Genomic DNA, 17,721 nt, shown 5'->3' with positions numbered 1-17,721 from the left:
GTCTCGCGTGCGCCGCCCGATCGGAGACGGCGTGAGCCCGGCCGACGTCCGGCCGGATGTCGCGGCGGATGTCGCGGCGGATGTCGCGGCGACGATTGCGCACCATCACGGGGAACAGTGGTCGCGCATCGTCGCCGCGCTCATCCGCATCACGGGCGACTGGTCGCTCGCCGAAGACAGCGCGGCCGAGGCGTTCGCAGTCGCACTGGAACGCTGGCCGAAGGAAGGCATGCCCATGAAGCCGGGGGCGTGGCTCATGACGGTCGCCCGCAATGCGGCCATCGATCGCATCCGTCGCAGCATGAACGAGCGCGAGAAGCTCAAGGAGGTCGGCGTGATGCGCGAGTTGGGCGAGAGCGCCGACGAGGACTTCGACGACGACCGGCTGCGGCTGATCTTCACCTGCGCCCATCCCGCGCTGAGCCTCGATGCCCGGGTCGCCCTGACGCTGCGCACCGTGGCGGGCCTCTCGACCCCGCAGATCGCCCGTGCCTTCCTCGTGCCAGAGTCCACCATGGGACAGCGCCTGGTCCGGGCCAAGCGCAAGATCGCCGAGGCCGGCATCCCCTACCGCGTACCACCACCCGACCAGCTCGAGGAGCGGCTCGACGCGGTGCTCACGGTCATCTACCTCGTCTTCAACGCGGGTTACACCCTGACGGATGACGCCGCGCACGACACCGCCCTCGCCGATGAGGCGATTCGGCTGTGCGAGTTGCTCGCGGTGCTCATGCCTCGGGAGGGCGCGGTGTTCGGTTTGCTCGCACTGCTTCAGCTGCAGCACAGCCGCCGCGCCGCTCGCCGTGACGCGAGCGGAGAACTCCTCACTCTCGAGCAGCAGGATCGATCGCTCTGGGATTCGACGTTGATCCGCCGCGGCCTCACCGCGCTCGACCGGGCGGTCGCGCTGGACTCCCACGGCCGTTACCAACTCATGGCGAGCATCGCCGCCGTGCACGCGGTGGCCCCCTCGGCAGAGGGCACCGACTACGTGCGACTGGCCGACCTGTACGTGGTTCTGAGCAGGGTCGATCCGAGTCCCGTCGTCGCGCTCAATGCGGCGATCGCGCGCGGTATGGCCGATGGGCCCGAGGCCGGACTGCGCGCGCTCGAGAGCGCCGCGGCATCCGGTGTGCTCGACGGGTACTACCTCTTGCCTGCCGCACAGGCCGACTTTCATCGTCGAGCTGGTCAGACGGATGCGGCGCTCGAGGCGTACCGGCGTGCGATCGCGCTCTCGCCAGAGGGTCCCGAGCGACGGTACCTCGAGCGCCGCATCGCGGCACTGCGGTCGCCGTGACGGCTCGCCGCGGCGACCTCGTTGCGAATCCGGTTGCTGAGCGCCCGCCGTCGATTCGCGATCGCCTCTGCCGCTGGCGGCCCAACCCTGACACTCTGTGTGAATGAGCGTCAGCGAGGCCGCCGTGAGCGTGCAGAACCTCCGTAAGTCGTACGGTGCGCTCACCGCCGTCGACGGAGTGAGTTTCGAGATCCTGCGCGGTGAGACGTTCGCCCTACTCGGTCCCAACGGTGCGGGGAAGTCGACGACGATCGAGATTCTCGAGGGATACCGTGACCGCACCGCCGGCGACGCACGCGTGCTCGGCATCGATCCGGCAAGCGGCGGCACGGCGTGGAAGGCCCGGCTCGGAATCGTGTTGCAGTCGGGGCAGGAAGCGGGCGTGATGACCGTGTCCGAGCAGTTGCGGCACTTCGCGGGACTGTATCCGCGGCCGCGCGACGTGGCCGAGGTCATCTCGGCGGTCGGGCTCGAGTCCAAGGCGCGCACCCGCATCTCCCGGCTCTCCGGCGGCCAGCGACGTCGGCTGGATGTGGCCCTCGGCATCATCGGACGACCCGAGCTGCTCTTCCTCGACGAGCCGACGACCGGGTTCGATCCCGAGGCGCGGCGGGAGTTCTGGACGCTCATCCGACGGCTCAAGGCCGAGGGGACCACCATCCTGCTCACCACCCACTACCTCGATGAGGCCGCTCAGCTCAGTGATCGCGCCGGCGTGATCAACGCCGGGCGGCTGATCGAGATGGGACCCATCGGCGAGCTCGGCGGTGCCGAGGCGCGCGTCCCCATCGTGCGCTGGCGTGAGGCAGGCGCCCTGCGTGAACAGCGAACGAGCGAGCCGGCGGCCCTCGTCGCCGCCCTGACCAACCGGTTCCAGGCTGAGCCGCCCGACCTCGAGGTCATCCGGCCGAGCCTCGAAGACATCTACCTGCGCCTCGTCGCCGGCAGCACGATCGAAGAGGAGGTGACGGCGTCGTGACCTCGCACGCTGCGGTGACCGACCGTGGACCGAGCCTCATCGGAGCAGGAGTCGCACGCATCCGCTACGAGGTCATCGGATACTTCCGGTCAGCGGACACCGTCTTCTTCACCTTCCTGTTCCCCCTCGTCATGCTCGGCATCTTCACGGCCGCGTTCAGCGCGTCGGGCGATATCGTTCCGAGCCCGGGCGCCGAGGGCGTCTCGGTGGGCGCCTATTACCTTCCCGGAATGCTGGCGGCCGGCATCCTGCTCTCGGGGGTGCAGAACCTCGCCGTCGACATCGCCGGTGAGAAGAGCGATGGCACGCTCAAGCGCCTCGGCGGCACGCCGCTCTCGCCGGTCAGCTACTTCATCGGCAAGATCGGCCAGGTCTTCGTCACCGGAGTGCTGCAGGCGCTGCTGCTGCTCCTGGCCGCCGTGCTGCTGTTCGGCATCGAGTTGCCCACCGACGGTGCGAGCTGGGCCACGTTCGCGTGGGTGTTCGTCTTCGGCATCATCACGAGCGCGCTGCTCGGCATCGCGCTCTCATCGGTACCCCGCACCGGGCGCAGCGCTACCGCCGTCGTCATCCCCATCGTGCTCGTGCTGCAGTTCATCTCGGGCGTGTACCTGCAGTTCTACCAACTGCCCGAATGGATGCAGAACATCGCGAGCGTCTTCCCTCTCAAGTGGATCGCCCAGGGCATGCGGGCTGTCTTCCTGCCGCAGAGCTTCGAGACGCTCGAGGTGGGCGGCGAGTGGAACCTCGGCGGAGTGGCCGTCGCGCTGGCCGTGTGGCTCGTGGTCGGACTGGTGCTCAGCCGCCTCCGCTTTCGCTGGGTGCGTCGCTCCGGCCTCTGACCTCGCCGACTTGCCACTTTTCGCGGGTCGAAGGCGCGTTCAAGCCGCGAAAAGTGGCAAGTCGAGCGAAGGTGTGGAGAACGGCATCCGCCTTCCCGCACGAGGTGGCACCATTTCGGGATGCCTCGCACGAGCCGGCTTCCCGACCACTTCGTCGATGTGCCCTTCACCGTGACCGCTGCCCGAGCCAGCGGCGTCAGTCCCTCGCGTCTGCGAGCCTCTGACCTCGCGTCGCCGTTCACCGGGGCACGAACGCCATCGGCGGTCGAACTGGATCTCATCGCTTCGTGCCACCTCGTGCTGCGGATGCTGCCCGCAGACACCCTCGTCTGGGGGCCCACGGCCGCCGTGCTCCATGGCATCCCGCTGCCCCTGCCGGTCGAGAGGGAGGCGACGGCGATACTGACGCTCGCCGTGCAGCCCCCCACGCGCGCCGTGCGGCGGAAGGGCGTCTGGTGCCGTCAGGTCACGGTTCCGCCGGATCAGCTTCAACTCGTCGGCGGCCTTCCGATCACGACGCCGGAGCGCACGTGGTGCGACCTCGCCTCGCAGGTCAGCCTGAAATGGCTGGTCGCTGCTGGTGATCGGATCATCGCGCGTGAGCATCCGCTGTGCAGCAGAGACCGACTCGCGGATGCCGTGCAGCGCTTCGGGAGCCGCCGAGGTCGGGCGAACCTCGACCAGGCGCTCCCAATGCTGAGCGATCGAGCGGAGTCACCTCGGGAGTCCCTGCTCCGGGTGATCGTCGTGTCGCATGGCCTGCCCCCCGTCGTGGCGAATGCCGAGATCCGGAACGCCACAGGCGCATTCGTCGCTCGGGTCGACCTGCTCTTCCCCGACCACAGGCTGGTGCTGGAGTATCAAGGCGACTACCACAGGGATCCGGATCAGTGGCGAAAGGACATGTCGCGGATCGCCGAGATCGAGTCCCATGGCTACAAAGTGATCCAGGTCAACGCGGACGACCTCGAGGATCCGCGCAGGCTGATCGCGCAGATCAAGCGCTACCTCGCCGCGCGCTGACCTCGCCGACCTCGCCGACTTGCCACTTCTTGCGGGTTCCAGGCGCGTTCAAGCCGCGAAAAGTGGCAAGTCGAGCGAGGGATCAAAGGAGCTTGCGCGCGGTCGCCCAGGCCGTGAGCTCGTGCCGCGATGAGAGCTGCAGCTTGCGCAGCACCGACGAGACGTGGCTCTCCACCGTCTTCGCCGAGATGTAGAGGGTCGCCGCGACCTCCTTGTAGGCGTAGCCGCGGGCGATGAGGCGCATCACCTCCTGCTCCCGGGCCGAGAGCCGGTCGAGTTCCTCGTCGGTGGATGCCGTCTCGCCGACGGCCGCACCGAACGCGTCCAGCACGAAGCCGGCCAGCCTCGGCGAGAACACGGCGTCGCCGTCGGCTACGGCGTGCACTGCGCGCGAGACATCCGCACCGGACGAACCCTTGGTGATGTAGCCGCGGGCGCCCGCCCGGATGACGCCGACCACGTCTTCCGCGGAGTCGGAGACGCTGAGCGCGAGGAACCGCGTTCCCGGCACGAGTGCACTCGTGCGCTGGATCACCTCTGCGCCGCCCGAGCCGTTCGGCGCATCCCCGCCCGGGAGGTGCACGTCGAGCAGCACGACCTCCGGCTGTCGTTCGGCGATGATCGCGACAGCCGACGGCACGTCGTCGGCTTCGCCGACGACCTGGATCGAGCGGTCCAGGTCGGCCCGCAGCCCCGACCGGAAGATGGAGTGGTCATCCACGACGACCACGGTGATGTTCCTCTCAGCCACGCGCCGTCTCTCCCGTCTCGATCCGGAGATGCACTTCCGTCCCCACCCCGCCGGCTCCCCGACGCGCGGTCGCGCTTCCGCCGGCTCGCCGCATCCGGCCGATGATCGACTCACGCACACCAAGCCGGTCTGAGGGAACCGCTGCGGGATCGAAACCGGGGCCACGGTCGCGCACGTAGACGTCGACTCCGGAGCGCGCACCCTCGATGTACACCGAGACCTCGCCGCCCGCGTGCCGCGCGGCATTCAGCATGGCCTCGCGCGCCGCTGCCGCGAGCTCGCCGCTGGCACGCTCGGTGAAGGTGCCGACCGCGACGACCTCGATATGTACGGGATAGTCCAGCTCCAGGGCGGCGGCGAAGTCCCGCAGGTCGCTCGCAAGGTCGCTGTCCGCCGGAAGGTCGCCCGCGAACAGCCAGCTGCGCAGCTCCCGCTCCTGAGCCCGCGCGAGCCGACCGGCCTCGCTGGAGGCGCCCGCCCGATTCTGGATGAGCGCGAGAGTCTGCAGAACCGAGTCGTGCAGGTGCGCCGCGATCTCGGACCGCTGCTCGTCGCGGATGCGGCGCACGCGCTCGCGGGTGAGGTCGTTCCACAGCGTGACGAGCGAGGGGGCATAGACGAGGGCGACGCCGGCGACGACCACGAGCACGCTGATCACGGTGATCGCCGGCGACCCGGCCGCCCCCGGACCGACGATGAGAGCGGCCGCCATGACCACGAGGGCGATGGTGAGCACGACGCGCACGACGCCGACGGTGCGCTGGCCGCGCGCGGGGTCATCCCTGTCGATGAAGCCCACCCACGCGCCCGCTCCGACGGCGAGCGCCACGGCGAAGAAGGCGGAGGCGGTCCACGGCGGTGTCCCGGCCGATTCGGCGGGTGTCGCGAGCATGACGGCGGCCACCGTCAGCACCGCCGCCGCCACGGCGAGCACGGTGAGGATGACCGCGACGGGCGCCCGCCGCAGCGGACGGCCATCGGATGCGAGGGCGCCGACCCCGGGCTCCTCCCACGGCACGAGCGCCCAGAACCAGGCGTACAGCAGCACGCCCACGCCACCCAGCAACCCCGACACGACGAACAGCACGCGCACGAGCAGCACGGGCCACCCGAGATGCCGGGCGAGGCCGCCGGCGACCCCGGCCACGAGGCAATCGCGTTCCCGCAGGAGCGGGAGCGGGGCGCGCACGGTGGACATGTCTTGATCCAAGCAGATCGCCCCGCCTCCCTGAGGGTTCGGCCGCGAGATTCAGGGTCGCATCAGGGTGGTTCCCGATAGCGGCCGGCGGCGGCCGGGCGGCAGCATCGAATCATGGCGAAAGATGCGACACCACCGAGCGACGAGACCGATCCGGCGACGGATGCGGGCCCTTCGACAGGCTCAGGGAACGGCGGGTCGGTTACCGAGACTGGGAGCGACCGTTCGACTGGCTCAGGGAACCGCGGGTCCGGTCCCGAGGCGGGGAGCGACCCTTCGACAGGCTCAGGGAACCGCGGGTCCGGTCCCGAGGCGGGGAACGGCCCTTCGACGGGCTCAGGGAACGACGGATCCCGTCCCGAGGCGGGGAGCGACCCTTCGACAGGCTCAGGGAACGGCGGGTCCGGCCCCGAGGCGGGGAGCGGCCCTTCGACGGGCTCAGGGGACGACGGATCCGGTCCCGAGGCGGACAGCGACCCTTCGACAGGCTCAGGGAACACAGGCTCAGGCAGCGGCGGCGCCGGCAGCGGCGGCGCCGGCAGCGGGGGGCCGTGGGCGGCCTACGCTCGGCCCGCCGCCGCCGGTTCCGGGAACGGGGCACGGTTCTACGGTTGGCTGCGCTCTCTCGGACTGCCGCGCCAGCCCGGCTGGATCGGCGGTGTCTCGGCGGGCATCGCCGCACGGCTCGGCATCGACCCGCTCATCGTTCGCGGCGTGCTCATCGTGTTCGCACTCTTCGGAGCACCGGCGTTCATCCTCTACGGCATCGCCTGGCTGCTGCTGCCCGACACGAGCGGCCGCATCCATCTCGAAGAGCTGCTGCGCGGCGTCTTCGACTCGGCCATCGTCGGCATCGCCATCTTCCTGCTCGTCGGCCTCTTTCCGGGCAACTGGGGCGGCCGCACCTTCTTCAGCAGCGCGTTCGATTCCGTGACGTCGGGCGGGTTCCTCCCCCACGCCCCCTGGGTCGGAGGAATCATCTCCGGCCTCTGGACGATCACCCTCATCGGCGGTGCGGTAGCCCTCGTCATCTGGCTCGTCCACCGCTCCCGCGAGACGCCGACCGCCGGCTATGGATCAACGTCGCCGCAGGATGCGTTCGCCCAGTACGAGGCCGAGGCCGCGACCGGAACGGCAGCCACCGCAGCCGCGGGAGGAACGACGCCGACCGCATCCGCCGCAGCGGGAACCGACACCCTGACCGCCGGAACCCTCACCGGTCCGACCACGCCGCTGCCGCCGACGCCACCGACCCCGCCGTCCGGCGCGCCCAGGGGGTCCGACGACTATGCCGCGTGGAAGCTGCAGCACGAGACCTGGCGGGCGGAGAACGATGCCTGGCGCCGCTCGCAGGCCGAAGCCAGTCGGGCGGCTCGCGCGCAGCTCGCCGCCGAGAACAAGGCACGCGCCGCGCAGTTCCAGGCACAGGCCGAACAGGCACGTCGCCTGCGCCGCCAGACCCGGCCCCGCATCAGCTTCGCGTACTTCATCGCGGCCCTCGGATGCGCCCTGCTGGCCGGAGCCATCGCGGCAATCGCCGCGCTCTCCTCGGCCGGCACGAGCGCCTATGCGACGAGCATCGGCCTGAGCGCAGCGACGATCGCCACGGCCCTCGCAATGGTCGGCGCGGGCATCGCCCGCCGCCGCAGCGGCTGGCTCGCCTTCTTCACGGTCGCTCTCCTGCTGTTCTCACTGGTCTCCGCCACTGCGCCCCGCTCCCAGATTGTCGGCGCGGAGTTCTCCACCGACGTGGTCACCCGATCGGTCGTGCAGCCGGCGGGCACGATCGACGTGCAGGCCGATGCGGCGCTGCTGAGGGCATCCGGCACCCCCCACCTCGCCATCACCCAAGGCGGGGGCGAGGTCGTCGTCCGTGTGGACGCCGACGTGGCGCTCCGGTTCGATGTCCGCTGCGGCAACTGCAGCATCCGGGTCGAGAGCGTGAGCGGCGACCTGGTTCGCCGCACGCAGGTCGTGCAGCTGGCCGCCGACCGCGGCAGAACCTCGTGGAACGACACCGTCGGCCCCGACGGCCGCCCGGCAGATGCTCGCGTCTCGCTGCGCGGCGGCGCATCCACCATCACGATCCAGAGCATCGAGGAGAACCGATGAACGACGAGACGACCGCCAAGATGCCGACGTTCGACGGCCTGAGCGAAGAACTCACGCCTGTGGCGCCGCAGGAGCCGACGGCGAGCCCATCGAGCGTTCCGGATGCTGCGCCCCACCCGCGCGTGCGATGGGCGGCGATCATCTGGGGCATCGCCTTCGCCACGGTTGCGACGGCACTGCTCGTGACCCTCACCGATGCGGATCGACGGGATGCGGCTGCCGCGTGGTGGCAGACCACGTCGCCGTCGACCATCGCGCTCACCCTCCTCGCGGGTCTTGGGGCGGTGCTGCTCGTGGCGGGGCTCGCCGGGCTCGCGCGCAGGGCGGGCAACCGAGCGGTCGAGCGGCCGTAGGCGGCAGGTCCGGCCGGGCACGCGGGTCGGCGCCCGGGAGCCTGGTCCCGGCTAGCATTGCCACGAGAGCAGTGCGAGGCGAAGGGCCGGGATTGTCCATCGAAGCGACGGGTCGACCGACCGCGACCGACTCGAAACCGCGGGGCCGCCTGCGGTCCTGGCTGCTGACCGGACTGGTCGACGAGCGCGGCAGCCATCAGGGGCCACACGCCGAGAACGCTGAACGCACGCACACCTGGTGGCAGGTCATGTGCCTGACCGGCGTCGACTACTTCTCCACTCTCGGCTACCAGCCGGCCATCGCCGCACTCGCCGCCGGCCTCATCTCGCCGTTCGCCACGATCGTGCTCGTCGCCCTGACACTGCTGGGGGCACTGCCGGTTTACCGGCGCGTGGCCCGCGAGAGCTTCAGCGGGTCGGGATCGATCGCCATGCTCGAGCGACTGCTGCCGTGGTGGGCCGGCAAGCTCTTCGTGCTGGTGCTGCTCGGCTTCGCCGCCACGGACTTCATCATCACCATCACACTCTCGGCCGCGGATGCCAGTGCCCACGCCATCGAGAACCCGTTCGCTCCCGCGTGGTTCGAGGGCAACCAGGTGGGCATCACCCTGTTCCTGCTGGCCCTGCTCGGTGCGGTCTTCCTCGGCGGATTCCGCGAGGCGATCGGCATCGCCGTCGTGCTCGTCGGGGTCTACCTCGCATTGAACGTGGTCGTCGTGCTCACCGCGCTCCTGCACGTCGCGGAGCACCCCGTGGTCATCACCGACTGGTGGAGCGCGCTCAACACCCAGCACGGCGACCCCCTTCTCGTGGTGGGCATCGCGCTGGTCGTCTTCCCCAAGCTCGCCCTCGGCCTGTCGGGCTTCGAGACCGGCGTCGCCGTGATGCCGCAGATTCGCGGCGACAAGACGGACACGCCGCAGAATCCAGCCGGTCGCATCCGGGGCACGGGCCGCCTGCTCACGACGGCAGCGCTCATCATGAGCGCCTTCCTCATCACGTCGAGCTTCGCGACCACCCTCCTCATTCCCCAGAAGGAGTTCCAGTCGGGCGGATCGGCGAACGGCCGTGCGCTGGCCTATCTCGCGCACGAGTACCTGGGCAACGCCTTCGGCACGGTCTACGACATCAGCACCATCTGCATCCTGTGGTTCGCGGGGGCCTCGGCCATGGCCGGCCTGCTGAACCTGGTTCCGCGCTACCTGCCGCGCTACGGCATGGCTCCGCAGTGGACCCGTGCCGTTCGGCCTCTCGTGCTCGTCTTCACGTTGATCGCGTTCCTCATCACCATCATCTTCCAGGCCGACGTCGACGCCCAGGGCGGGGCGTATGCGACGGGCGTGCTCGTGCTCATCACCTCGGCATCGGTCGCCGTGACGCTCTCGGCGCGTCGCCGCCGGCGCCAGGGCGCCACCATCGCCTTCTCGGTGGTCTCGGCCGTCTTCCTCTATACGACCGTGGTGAACGTGATCGAACGGCCAGACGGGCTGCGGATCGCGAGCCTGTTCATCCTCGGAATCATCGTCATCTCCGTGGTCTCGCGGGTCGGGCGCTCGTTCCAGTTGCGCGCCACGTCGGTCACCTTCGACGACAAGGCCCTCGAGTTCCTCCGCGACGACGCCGGCACCGGGCAGTTGCTGCTGATCGCCCACGAGCCCGACCCGTCGGACACCGACGAGGAGTACGTGAAGAAGTTCCAGGACGAGCGCAAGTTCGCGCACATCCCTCGGCAGTCGCGCACGATCTTCCTCGAGGTGCACCCCTCCGACTCCTCCGACTTCGAGGAGGACCTCGTGGTGCACGGCGTGGTCGAGCACGGCTACCGCATCCTCACCGTGAGAAGCGGCAATGTGCCGAACACCATCGCGGCCGTGCTGCTCGAGATCCGCGACCTCACGCGCGTCGTGCCGGGCATCTACTTCCAGTGGACGGAGGGCAACCCTCTCTCCAACGGCCTCCGCTACCTCGTCACCGGCGTCGGCGAGGTCGCGCCCGTGACGCGCGAGGTGCTGCGCGAGGCCGAGAAGAACCTCAAGCGCCGCCCGACGGTGCACGTCAGCTGACGTGCCGGGCACGCCGCCGTCCATGGTGTAGCGGGCGGGGGATGCCTCGTCAAGGGCCGTTGTGGATTTCCCGACTCATTTAGCCGGGCTATAGAACTGACGATGGTCGTTTCGACTAACTCAGTGAGCAACAGGCGGGACAGGGATGATGTCGGCAGGGGCGCAGCAACCTCAGGGTGTCGAGACGGTGACGCTCGCGGGCCGCTACGAGATCCGTTCGATCATCGCCCGGGGCGGCATGGGAAGCGTCTACTACGGCTGGGACACCACCCTGGCTCGAGCCGTGGCCGTCAAGGTCATTCCCGCGGGTGTGACCGCCGATGAGCAGTTGCGCAGCGAACGGGAGATCGCCATCGCCAGCCACGCCCGGCATCCGGGGTTCGTCGAGGTCTTCGACGCGGGCGATGCGGTGTGGAACGATGTCGCGTCGCGCTACCTCGTGATGGGATACGTCGACGGCGAGTCCCTTCACGCCGAACTGGCCGAGGGACCGCTCGACCTCGAGACGGTCGCCGAGATCGGCGCCCAGGTCGCCGACGCGCTCGCGCACCTGCACGGCCGCGACCTGCTGCACCTGGATGTGAAGCCCGGCAACATCCTGATCGAACCCGTGCCCACGCTGGGATTCAGCTGCCGCGCCCGGGTGATCGACTTCGGCATCGCACGCCCGAGCGACTCCTCGTCGCGGGAGGCGAACGGCGAGCTGTTCGCGAGTGCCGCCTACATGAGCCCCGAGCAGGTCGCCGATGAGCCACTGTCGGGCGGAAGCGACATGTACTCGCTCGGGCTCGTGCTGCTGCGCGCGATCACCGGCGTCGAGGAGTACACCGGAACCAAGGTCGAGGCGGCCGTCGCCCGACTGCACCGCGATCCGGCGGTGCCCTCGTGGCTCCCGCAGCAGTGGCGAGACCTGCTCGCCGCGATGACGGCTCGCGACCCTCAACTGCGACCCACCGCGCACGACGTGGCCGCCGAGCTCACCGGCATGCTGCACCGGGCGCACGTCCAGTCCGAGCCGCGTCACGCGACGCGGACCAGCTCACGCACCGGAACGCGGCCCGGCTCCCGGCCCGCCGGCATCCTGAGCTTCCTGCAGCGCGACCTTCCGCTGGTGTCGCGCCGGATCGCCTGACGCCAGGGATACCGCCGAGAGTCCGGCCGAAAAGCGAGGCGATTTCGGCGACACCCCGCCCTCGCACGCGTGAAACGCGGCGCGCCGACGAAGAACGCCTCGCTTTTCGGGATGTCCTCGCTTCTCGGCACGGGTTTCGGAGCAGCGGGCGGGTCTGCCGTGCCTCCGGGCGGCGCCGTTGCCAGATCGTGACCATTGTTCATCGGAGATTCAGGGTGATCCCTGTTCCCTTTCGGGGTACACACCGATTAGAACGGATGTAGCGGCAGCAGTGATTTTCGGGGGAAGCCGCTTTCTCGGGGAAGGACCGCAGATGTGCGAGTCAGGTGGCGATGACAGCGAAGTCACGATGCTTGCGGGCCGCTACACACCGGGATCCGTCATCGCACGCGGGGGAATGGGAACCGTGGTCACCGCATGGGACACGGTGCTGCGGCGCACGGTCGCCGTCAAGATCATGAACGCCGACTCGTCGGCCGAGGCGAGCGCCCGGGCCGAGCGCGAGATCGACATCGCGAGCCACGCGCACCACCCGGGGTTCGTCGAGGTGATCGACGTCGGAACGGTCGCCCTCCAGGGCAGCGACCGGCGCTACATCGTGATGGAGTACGTGAAGGGCTCCTCGCTGCAGCAGATCCTCGACGAGCGTCGACCTGAGCCGCGGGCCATCGCCGAGATCGCCGCCCAGGTGGCTGATGCGCTCGGCTACCTGCACCTGCGGGGCATCCTGCACCTCGACGTCAAGCCGGCCAACATCCTCGTCGAACCCAGCCCGACCCTCGGGTTCGGCCGTCGCGCTCGGCTGATCGACTTCGGCATCGCGCAGGCGATGGATGGCCACGGCCGCGCCGAAGGCGCCCCGATCGTGGCCAGTGCGGCCTACATGAGCCCCGAGCACGTTCAGGGTCGGCCGCTCACCGGTGCCAGCGACGTCTACTCGCTCGGTCTGGTGCTGTTGCGCTGCCTGACCGGGCACGAGGAGTTCGCCGGAGACCGGGCGGAGTCCGCCATGGCGCGCCTGCGGCGCGACCCGATCATCCCCGAGAACCTTCTCTCGGGGTGGGATGACCTGCTCCGCGCGATGACCCGGCGGGAACCCGGGCAGCGCCCCCTCGCGCACGACGTCGCGGCGGAATTCTCCGATCTGGCCCGCTCGCTCCGCCATCCGGCACCGTCGGCATCCACGGCCTCGCCGCTGATCCCCGACACGATCGCCGACCTGGAAACGGCGGATGCCTCCCCCGCGCCGCTCGATTCCGCGCTGACCGCGCAGCTCGCTCTGCGCTGACCGCGCAACTCGAGCTGCACTGAAGCCATCGCGCCGGCACTCTCAGGCCAGGTCGCGCACGTAGGTCACGCTCTCCCGCCCGGTGATGGGATGTGCGAACGGCTCGCCGAGCACCGTCCACCCGCCGGCGTCATACAACCGCCGAGCACGGGCATTGTCGGCCACAACGTGCAACACGAGCCGGTCGTATCCTGCGGCCGCGGCATCCCGTGTGATCTCCTTCAGCAGGAGGTTCCCCAGGCCGCGCCCCTGCGCTCGCGGATGAACAGCCAGCAGCGAGAGGTAGGCGGCGTCGGGCGGATCCGACGCCATTCCACTGCCGGCCGGAGCGAGCAGGGCGAAACCGTCGATCGAGCCGGCGTCGAGAGGCAGGTCATCCACCCCATCGGCGTTGAGCGGCGGATCGGAAATTCCATTCGGCACCCGGGAACCGGCCGCCTCAGCGATGAGGAGAGACACGCGAGGCGCCGCCAGCTTCTCCTGAAGGCGGGCACTCTGTGCCGCGCTGGGCTCCACTCCGTCTCGTGCCAGCAGGGCGGCGAGCCACAGGTCGACGCACCGGCTCGCCTCTGCCTCGGTTCCGCCGCGCAGCCCCCGGCGCATGCCTCAGAGCTCGATGCCGACGAGAACCGGCTCGGGCTGCAGGTTCACGCCGAACTCGGCCTGCACCCGCCCCTGCACCAGACGCGCGAGCTGGGCGACCTCGTCGGCCGTCGCATCCCCCCGGTTCGTGATGGCGAGGGTGTGCTTGGTCGAGATCGCCGCCCGGGAGCCGGGCAGGCTGAAGCCGCGACGGATGCCGGCGCGCTCGATGAGCCACGCGGCCGAGAGCTTGACCAGGCGCGGCTGCGCCACCCTGGCGGAGTTCGGCGCCGACAGGGACTGCTGGGCCGCCGTCCACGCATCCACGGGTGCGGCGTTCAAGGGCTCGACGACATCGGGCTCGTCGGGAGTGAGCGGCCAGCGCGGTGCATCCGCAGGAAGCGAGCGCGCGAAGCTCTCGCGAACGATCGGGTTCGTGAAGAACGACCCGCAACTCCAGGTGTCGGGGTCGTCGGCGTCGAGAACCATGCCCTTGGAGGCACGCAGACGCAGCACCGCCTCGCGCACCTGCTGAAGCGGCACACGGTCGCCGAGCTGGACGCCCAATGCGGTCGCGAGCTGGGCGTACTCGATGGGATCGCCGAGCGCCTCGCCGAGCACCTGCTTCTCGCCGGAGGTGTCACGCAGCTGCACCTCGATCGACACCACCACGCCCGCACGGCCGTGCTTGAGCGTGGAGCTGCGGTACCCCAGCTGCAGGTCGGCTGCGGGAACGCGTTCAACCTCGCCGGTCTCGTAGTCGAGGAACTCGATGGCGACGAGCGCGCTCGCTACCTCCTGGCCGTAGGCGCCGATGTTCTGCATGGGAGCCGCACCGGCGAGGCCCGGGATGCCCGAGAGTGCCTCGATGCCCGCCCAGCCGTTCTCGACCGCGCGTGCCACGAGCCCGTCCCAGCTCTCGCCCGCCTGCACCCGCAGCCGCACGAAGCCGTCCGGCGCATCCGGCAGCACGTCGATACCTGCCGTTGCGACCCGGATGACCGTGCCCTCGAAGGGCTCATCGGCCACGAGCAGGTTCGATCCGCCGCCCAGCACCAGCCAATCGTCCCCAGTGGCCCATACCGAGAGGGCGGCGTCGACGAGATCGCGCTGCGTGGTCGCCGTGATGACGCGCTCGGGCACCCCGCCCACGCGCATGGTCGTGAGCCGGCTGAGCGCCACGGATGCCGACTCAGCCAAGCGCGACTCTCACCTGGGCCTTGCCGAGCACCGTCTCGCCACGGAAGGTGACGGTGAGGTCGATACGCGCGATGTCGGCCTCGGCGTCGAGAGCGCCGACCTTCGCGACCACCGATACGACGGCGCCGGTGTCGGGGTCAACGATCACCGGTCGGGTGAATCGCACCTGGTAGTCGAGAACCCGTGCGGGATCGCCGATCCAGTCGACGACCGGTTGCACGGCGAGGCCCATCGTGAGCATGCCGTGCGCCAGAACGCCGGGCAGGCCCACGGCCGAGGCGACGTCGTCGCGGTAGTGGATGGGATTGAAGTCGCCGGATGCGCCCGCGTAGCGCACGAGCGTGTCGCGGGTGAGGGCGAAGCTGCCCTCGGCCACGACCTCGCCGACCGTCAGGGAGTCGATGCTGGGCATCAGTCCTCCCCTCGGACCACGAGCGTCGAGACGGCCGTGACGACGTGCTCGCCCGCGGCATCCGTCACCGTCGACTCGGCCGTCACCATGCCGTGGCCGCCGAGCGACTTGACGCTCGTGACCGCGAGCTGGGCGGTGAGCTCGTCACCCGCCACGATGGGGCGGGTGTAGCTGAAGCGCTGGTCGCCGTGCACGACACGGGTGAAGTCGATGCCACTGTCCGCTGCGTCGAGAAGCTGGGCCAGCGTGTGCTCCTGCAGCACGATCGCGAAGGTCGGCGGCGCGACGATGTCGGCGTGGCCGGCCGCCCTCGCCGCCTCGACGTCGTGATTGATGGGGCTGCTGGCGAAGACGGCGCGGGAGAACTCGCGCACTTTCTCGCGTCCGACGAGATACGGCTGCGCCGGCGGGAACGCGCGGCCCTGCAGCTCGGGGTTCACTGACACGCGCCTCAGTCTACGGAACGCCGGCAACCGGGCGGAGTCCGAATGCGCTGGCGGAGGGACGAGCATCCGCCAGCGCATCGATCGTCCGCCGAGGTTCCTTGGCCGTCCGCTGCGCTCGCCGAAGGCCGGCGCCACCTGATCACGGGCGTAGGCTCGTGCGGTGCCCCTGTTCTCCAGCTACGTCGCCATCGGCGACTCCTTCACCGAGGGCGTCGGCGACGAGCAGCCCGACGGCACGGTACGCGGATGGGCCGACTTCGTCGCGCTCGGGCTCGCGCAGGCCGCTGCCCCCGAACCGGTGACCTACGCCAACCTCGCGATCCGTGGCCGCAAGCTCGGGCCGATCGTGGACGAGCAACTCGAGCCGGCCATCGCCCTCGCGCCCGAGCTGATCAGCTTCAACGGTGGAGGCAACGACATCCTGCGGCCCAAGATGCCGACCGAGCGGGTCGTGACCCGCTTTCGCGAGGCCATCGAGGGCATCCGAGCCGCGGGCATTCACGCACTGATGCTCTCGGGCGCCAACCCGCTCGACCACCTGCCCATGGGCCGTCTGTTCGACAAGCGCGGCAAGGAGCTCACGGCAGCCCTCAGCGACCTCGCGGAGCTGCCGGGAGTGACCTTCGTCGACAACTTCAGCGACGAGGGTTTGCGCGACATCCGATACTGGTCGGCCGACAAGCTACACCTGAATTCCCTCGGGCACGCGCGGGTGGCCAGCAACGTGCTCAGAGCGCTCGAGCTGCCGGTGCCGCCGGAGTGGGGCGTCGAGGAAGTCGCGTCGCAGCCCCCGGGGGCTCGCGCCCGTAACACTGCGGCCTACTACCGCGAGTACGTGCTTCCCTGGATCGGGCGCCGTCTCACCGGGCGCTCGTCGGGCGACGGGCGCAGCTTCAAGCGTCCCGTGCTGGAACGGATCGACATCTCGGCCTGAGTCCCGGCGATCGCCCGCCGATCGTCGCCCGTCGATCCTCGACGGGTATCTTGAGCCTTCCTCAGTGCGGCGTACGCTGGTAGCACGTAGTGAAGGAGGGATGCTGATGCAGGCACAGGTCGGACAGAACCTCGTCATCCGCGGAAGGGTCGTGGGTTCGACAGACCGCCGCGGCGAGATCATCGAGGTGCGTGGCGAAGACGGAGCTCCGCCCTACTACGTGCGATTCGAAGACGGGCACGAGAGCCTCGTCTACCCCGGACCGGATTGTTCCGTCGAGGCAGCCACTCCCGCGAGCGCCGCGGACTAGCGTTCAACAGACCGTCGTTGTCACCCCTGTCGCCGCTTGTCAAGCCCGAGCGCGAACGTGAGCGAGGTCCTAGCGTTGAGCCGTCAACAGAAGGAGTGATTCTCAACCATGATCGCGCTCGTCGTCGTCCTGCTCATCGTCTGGGCGATTCTCGCCGTTCTCGGCTTCGCCATCAAGGGCCTGTTCTGGCTCGCCATCATCGGCATCGTGCTGTTCGTGATCACGCTGATCATGGGATTCATCCGACGCAACACAAGCAAGATCTAGCGTCGCCGGCCTGAATCGCGTCAGGCCAGCACGCTCTCGACGAAACGACCGGCGCGCTCCGCGAGACCGCTGACCCGCGCATCCGCGTAACCGGATGCCGGCACCTCCAGCGGCGCGAGGGGCGCGCCGAGTCGTACGTTCTCGGGGCACGACAGGTCGGCGCAGATGTACTGGCCGACGGTGTTGCCCGCCTCGCCGGCTTCACCGGTGCGCCGGGCCGTGAAGAGCGAGACCTGGTCGGCGGGCTGGAGCGTGTGGCACAGGCTGCAGTACGCGCTGCGGTTGTGCGGCATCACCGACTCCGCGGCACGCAGCACGACACCGAGCGGTCGGCCGTTCTTCTCGGTCACGAGATAGCCCCGGCGCGGTGCCCGAGGATCGCGCCAGCCGAGGAAGTCGATGTGTTCCCACTCGGTGAGAAGGTAGTCGACCGGAAGCGCGATGCTCCGCGCCTCCTCCGGAGTCTGGTTGACGAACGAGCTGCGAATCTCGTCTTCGGTCAGTGGGCGCATCGATAACCCTCCCTGCG

General features: G+C 69.6%; 19 protein-coding genes. 12 read left to right on the top strand and 7 right to left on the bottom strand.

Annotation, left to right across the window (positions count from 1 at the left end):
* The first annotated feature begins 7 nt into the window (after positions 1-7).
* From WDJ51_RS12305 to WDJ51_RS12290, 4 genes are all read left to right on the top strand, one after another.
* Positions 8-1,300, top strand: a complete 1,293-nt coding sequence (locus WDJ51_RS12305) for an RNA polymerase sigma factor (protein WP_337852742.1) — start codon at positions 8-10, stop codon at positions 1,298-1,300.
* A 103-nt stretch (positions 1,301-1,403) separates the two neighbouring features.
* Positions 1,404-2,279 carry an ABC transporter ATP-binding protein gene (locus WDJ51_RS12300; RefSeq protein WP_337852741.1) on the top strand — a complete coding sequence of 292 codons (876 nt, stop codon included), beginning with the start codon at positions 1,404-1,406 and terminating at the stop codon, positions 2,277-2,279.
* On the top strand, positions 2,276-3,121 hold the full coding sequence (locus tag WDJ51_RS12295; RefSeq protein WP_337852740.1) for an ABC transporter permease: 846 nt from the start codon (positions 2,276-2,278) through the stop codon (positions 3,119-3,121). Before WDJ51_RS12300 ends, WDJ51_RS12295 begins: the two co-directional genes overlap by 4 nt.
* 120 nt (positions 3,122-3,241) lie before the next feature.
* A complete protein-coding gene (locus WDJ51_RS12290) occupies positions 3,242-4,144 on the top strand; it encodes an endonuclease domain-containing protein (RefSeq protein ID WP_337852739.1) in 903 nt (300 codons plus the stop codon).
* A gap of 82 nt (positions 4,145-4,226) precedes the next feature.
* On the opposite strand, the gene WDJ51_RS12285 is transcribed toward WDJ51_RS12290, so the two are convergent.
* Together WDJ51_RS12285 and WDJ51_RS12280 are read right to left on the bottom strand one after the other, a co-directional pair.
* Positions 4,227-4,895, bottom strand: a complete 669-nt coding sequence (locus WDJ51_RS12285; protein ID WP_337852738.1) for a response regulator transcription factor — start codon at positions 4,893-4,895, stop codon at positions 4,227-4,229.
* Complete coding sequence (locus tag WDJ51_RS12280) at positions 4,888-6,093, bottom strand: sensor histidine kinase (protein ID WP_337852737.1); 1,206 nt, start codon at positions 6,091-6,093, stop codon at positions 4,888-4,890. The genes WDJ51_RS12285 and WDJ51_RS12280 overlap by 8 nt, the downstream gene beginning before the upstream one ends.
* A gap of 114 nt (positions 6,094-6,207) precedes the next feature.
* Between WDJ51_RS12280 and WDJ51_RS12275 the strand changes: the two genes are divergently transcribed.
* The 5 genes from WDJ51_RS12275 (at position 6,208) to WDJ51_RS12255 (ending at position 13,041) form a co-directional block, all read left to right on the top strand.
* A complete protein-coding gene (locus WDJ51_RS12275) occupies positions 6,208-8,205 on the top strand; it encodes a PspC domain-containing protein (RefSeq protein WP_337852736.1) in 1,998 nt (665 codons plus the stop codon).
* Positions 8,202-8,558 carry a hypothetical protein gene (locus WDJ51_RS12270; protein WP_337852735.1) on the top strand — a complete coding sequence of 119 codons (357 nt, stop codon included), beginning with the start codon at positions 8,202-8,204 and terminating at the stop codon, positions 8,556-8,558. Before WDJ51_RS12275 ends, WDJ51_RS12270 begins: the two co-directional genes overlap by 4 nt.
* A gap of 98 nt (positions 8,559-8,656) precedes the next feature.
* Positions 8,657-10,621, top strand: a complete 1,965-nt coding sequence (locus tag WDJ51_RS12265) for an amino acid transporter (RefSeq protein ID WP_443218495.1) — start codon at positions 8,657-8,659, stop codon at positions 10,619-10,621.
* A gap of 145 nt (positions 10,622-10,766) precedes the next feature.
* Entirely contained in the window at positions 10,767-11,753 is a 987-nt protein-coding gene (locus tag WDJ51_RS12260; RefSeq protein WP_337852734.1) for a serine/threonine-protein kinase, read from the top strand.
* A 313-nt stretch (positions 11,754-12,066) separates the two neighbouring features.
* Entirely contained in the window at positions 12,067-13,041 is a 975-nt protein-coding gene (locus WDJ51_RS12255) for a serine/threonine-protein kinase (protein ID WP_337852733.1), read from the top strand.
* Positions 13,042-13,083: 42 nt separating this feature from the next.
* On the opposite strand, the gene WDJ51_RS12250 is transcribed toward WDJ51_RS12255, so the two are convergent.
* The 4 genes from WDJ51_RS12250 to WDJ51_RS12235 all read right to left on the bottom strand — a co-directional run bounded on the left by WDJ51_RS12250 (position 13,084) and on the right by WDJ51_RS12235 (position 15,681).
* A complete protein-coding gene (locus tag WDJ51_RS12250) occupies positions 13,084-13,500 on the bottom strand; it encodes a GNAT family N-acetyltransferase (protein ID WP_337852732.1) in 417 nt (138 codons plus the stop codon).
* A gap of 147 nt (positions 13,501-13,647) precedes the next feature.
* Complete coding sequence (locus WDJ51_RS12245) at positions 13,648-14,823, bottom strand: UDP-N-acetylmuramate dehydrogenase (protein ID WP_337852731.1); 1,176 nt, start codon at positions 14,821-14,823, stop codon at positions 13,648-13,650.
* Complete coding sequence (locus WDJ51_RS12240; RefSeq protein ID WP_337852730.1) at positions 14,816-15,235, bottom strand: MaoC family dehydratase; 420 nt, start codon at positions 15,233-15,235, stop codon at positions 14,816-14,818. The genes WDJ51_RS12245 and WDJ51_RS12240 overlap by 8 nt, the downstream gene beginning before the upstream one ends.
* Positions 15,235-15,681 carry an FAS1-like dehydratase domain-containing protein gene (locus WDJ51_RS12235; protein ID WP_337852729.1) on the bottom strand — a complete coding sequence of 149 codons (447 nt, stop codon included), beginning with the start codon at positions 15,679-15,681 and terminating at the stop codon, positions 15,235-15,237. Before WDJ51_RS12235 ends, WDJ51_RS12240 begins: the two co-directional genes overlap by 1 nt.
* A gap of 160 nt (positions 15,682-15,841) precedes the next feature.
* Here WDJ51_RS12235 and WDJ51_RS12230 point away from each other — a divergent pair, with 160 nt between their 5' ends.
* The 3 genes from WDJ51_RS12230 (at position 15,842) to WDJ51_RS12220 (ending at position 17,192) form a co-directional block, all read left to right on the top strand.
* Positions 15,842-16,615, top strand: a complete 774-nt coding sequence (locus tag WDJ51_RS12230; protein ID WP_337852728.1) for an SGNH/GDSL hydrolase family protein — start codon at positions 15,842-15,844, stop codon at positions 16,613-16,615.
* A 106-nt stretch (positions 16,616-16,721) separates the two neighbouring features.
* The gene (locus WDJ51_RS12225) at positions 16,722-16,925 is read left to right on the top strand and encodes a DUF1918 domain-containing protein (protein ID WP_337852727.1); all 204 of its coding nucleotides are present in this window, start codon (positions 16,722-16,724) and stop codon (positions 16,923-16,925) included.
* A gap of 108 nt (positions 16,926-17,033) precedes the next feature.
* The gene (locus WDJ51_RS12220) at positions 17,034-17,192 is read left to right on the top strand and encodes a hypothetical protein (RefSeq protein WP_337852726.1); all 159 of its coding nucleotides are present in this window, start codon (positions 17,034-17,036) and stop codon (positions 17,190-17,192) included.
* A 20-nt stretch (positions 17,193-17,212) separates the two neighbouring features.
* On the opposite strand, the gene WDJ51_RS12215 is transcribed toward WDJ51_RS12220, so the two are convergent.
* Complete coding sequence (locus tag WDJ51_RS12215) at positions 17,213-17,704, bottom strand: FBP domain-containing protein (RefSeq protein ID WP_337852725.1); 492 nt, start codon at positions 17,702-17,704, stop codon at positions 17,213-17,215.
* Positions 17,705-17,721: the final 17 nt, after the last annotated feature.

This window comes from Rathayibacter sp. YIM 133350 (genome assembly GCF_037404875.1).
In the GTDB taxonomy this organism is placed as follows: Bacteria; Actinomycetota; Actinomycetes; order Actinomycetales; family Microbacteriaceae; genus Orlajensenia.
Note: the sequence above shows the minus strand (reverse complement) of the source record. Positions and strands in the feature narration are given on the sequence as shown.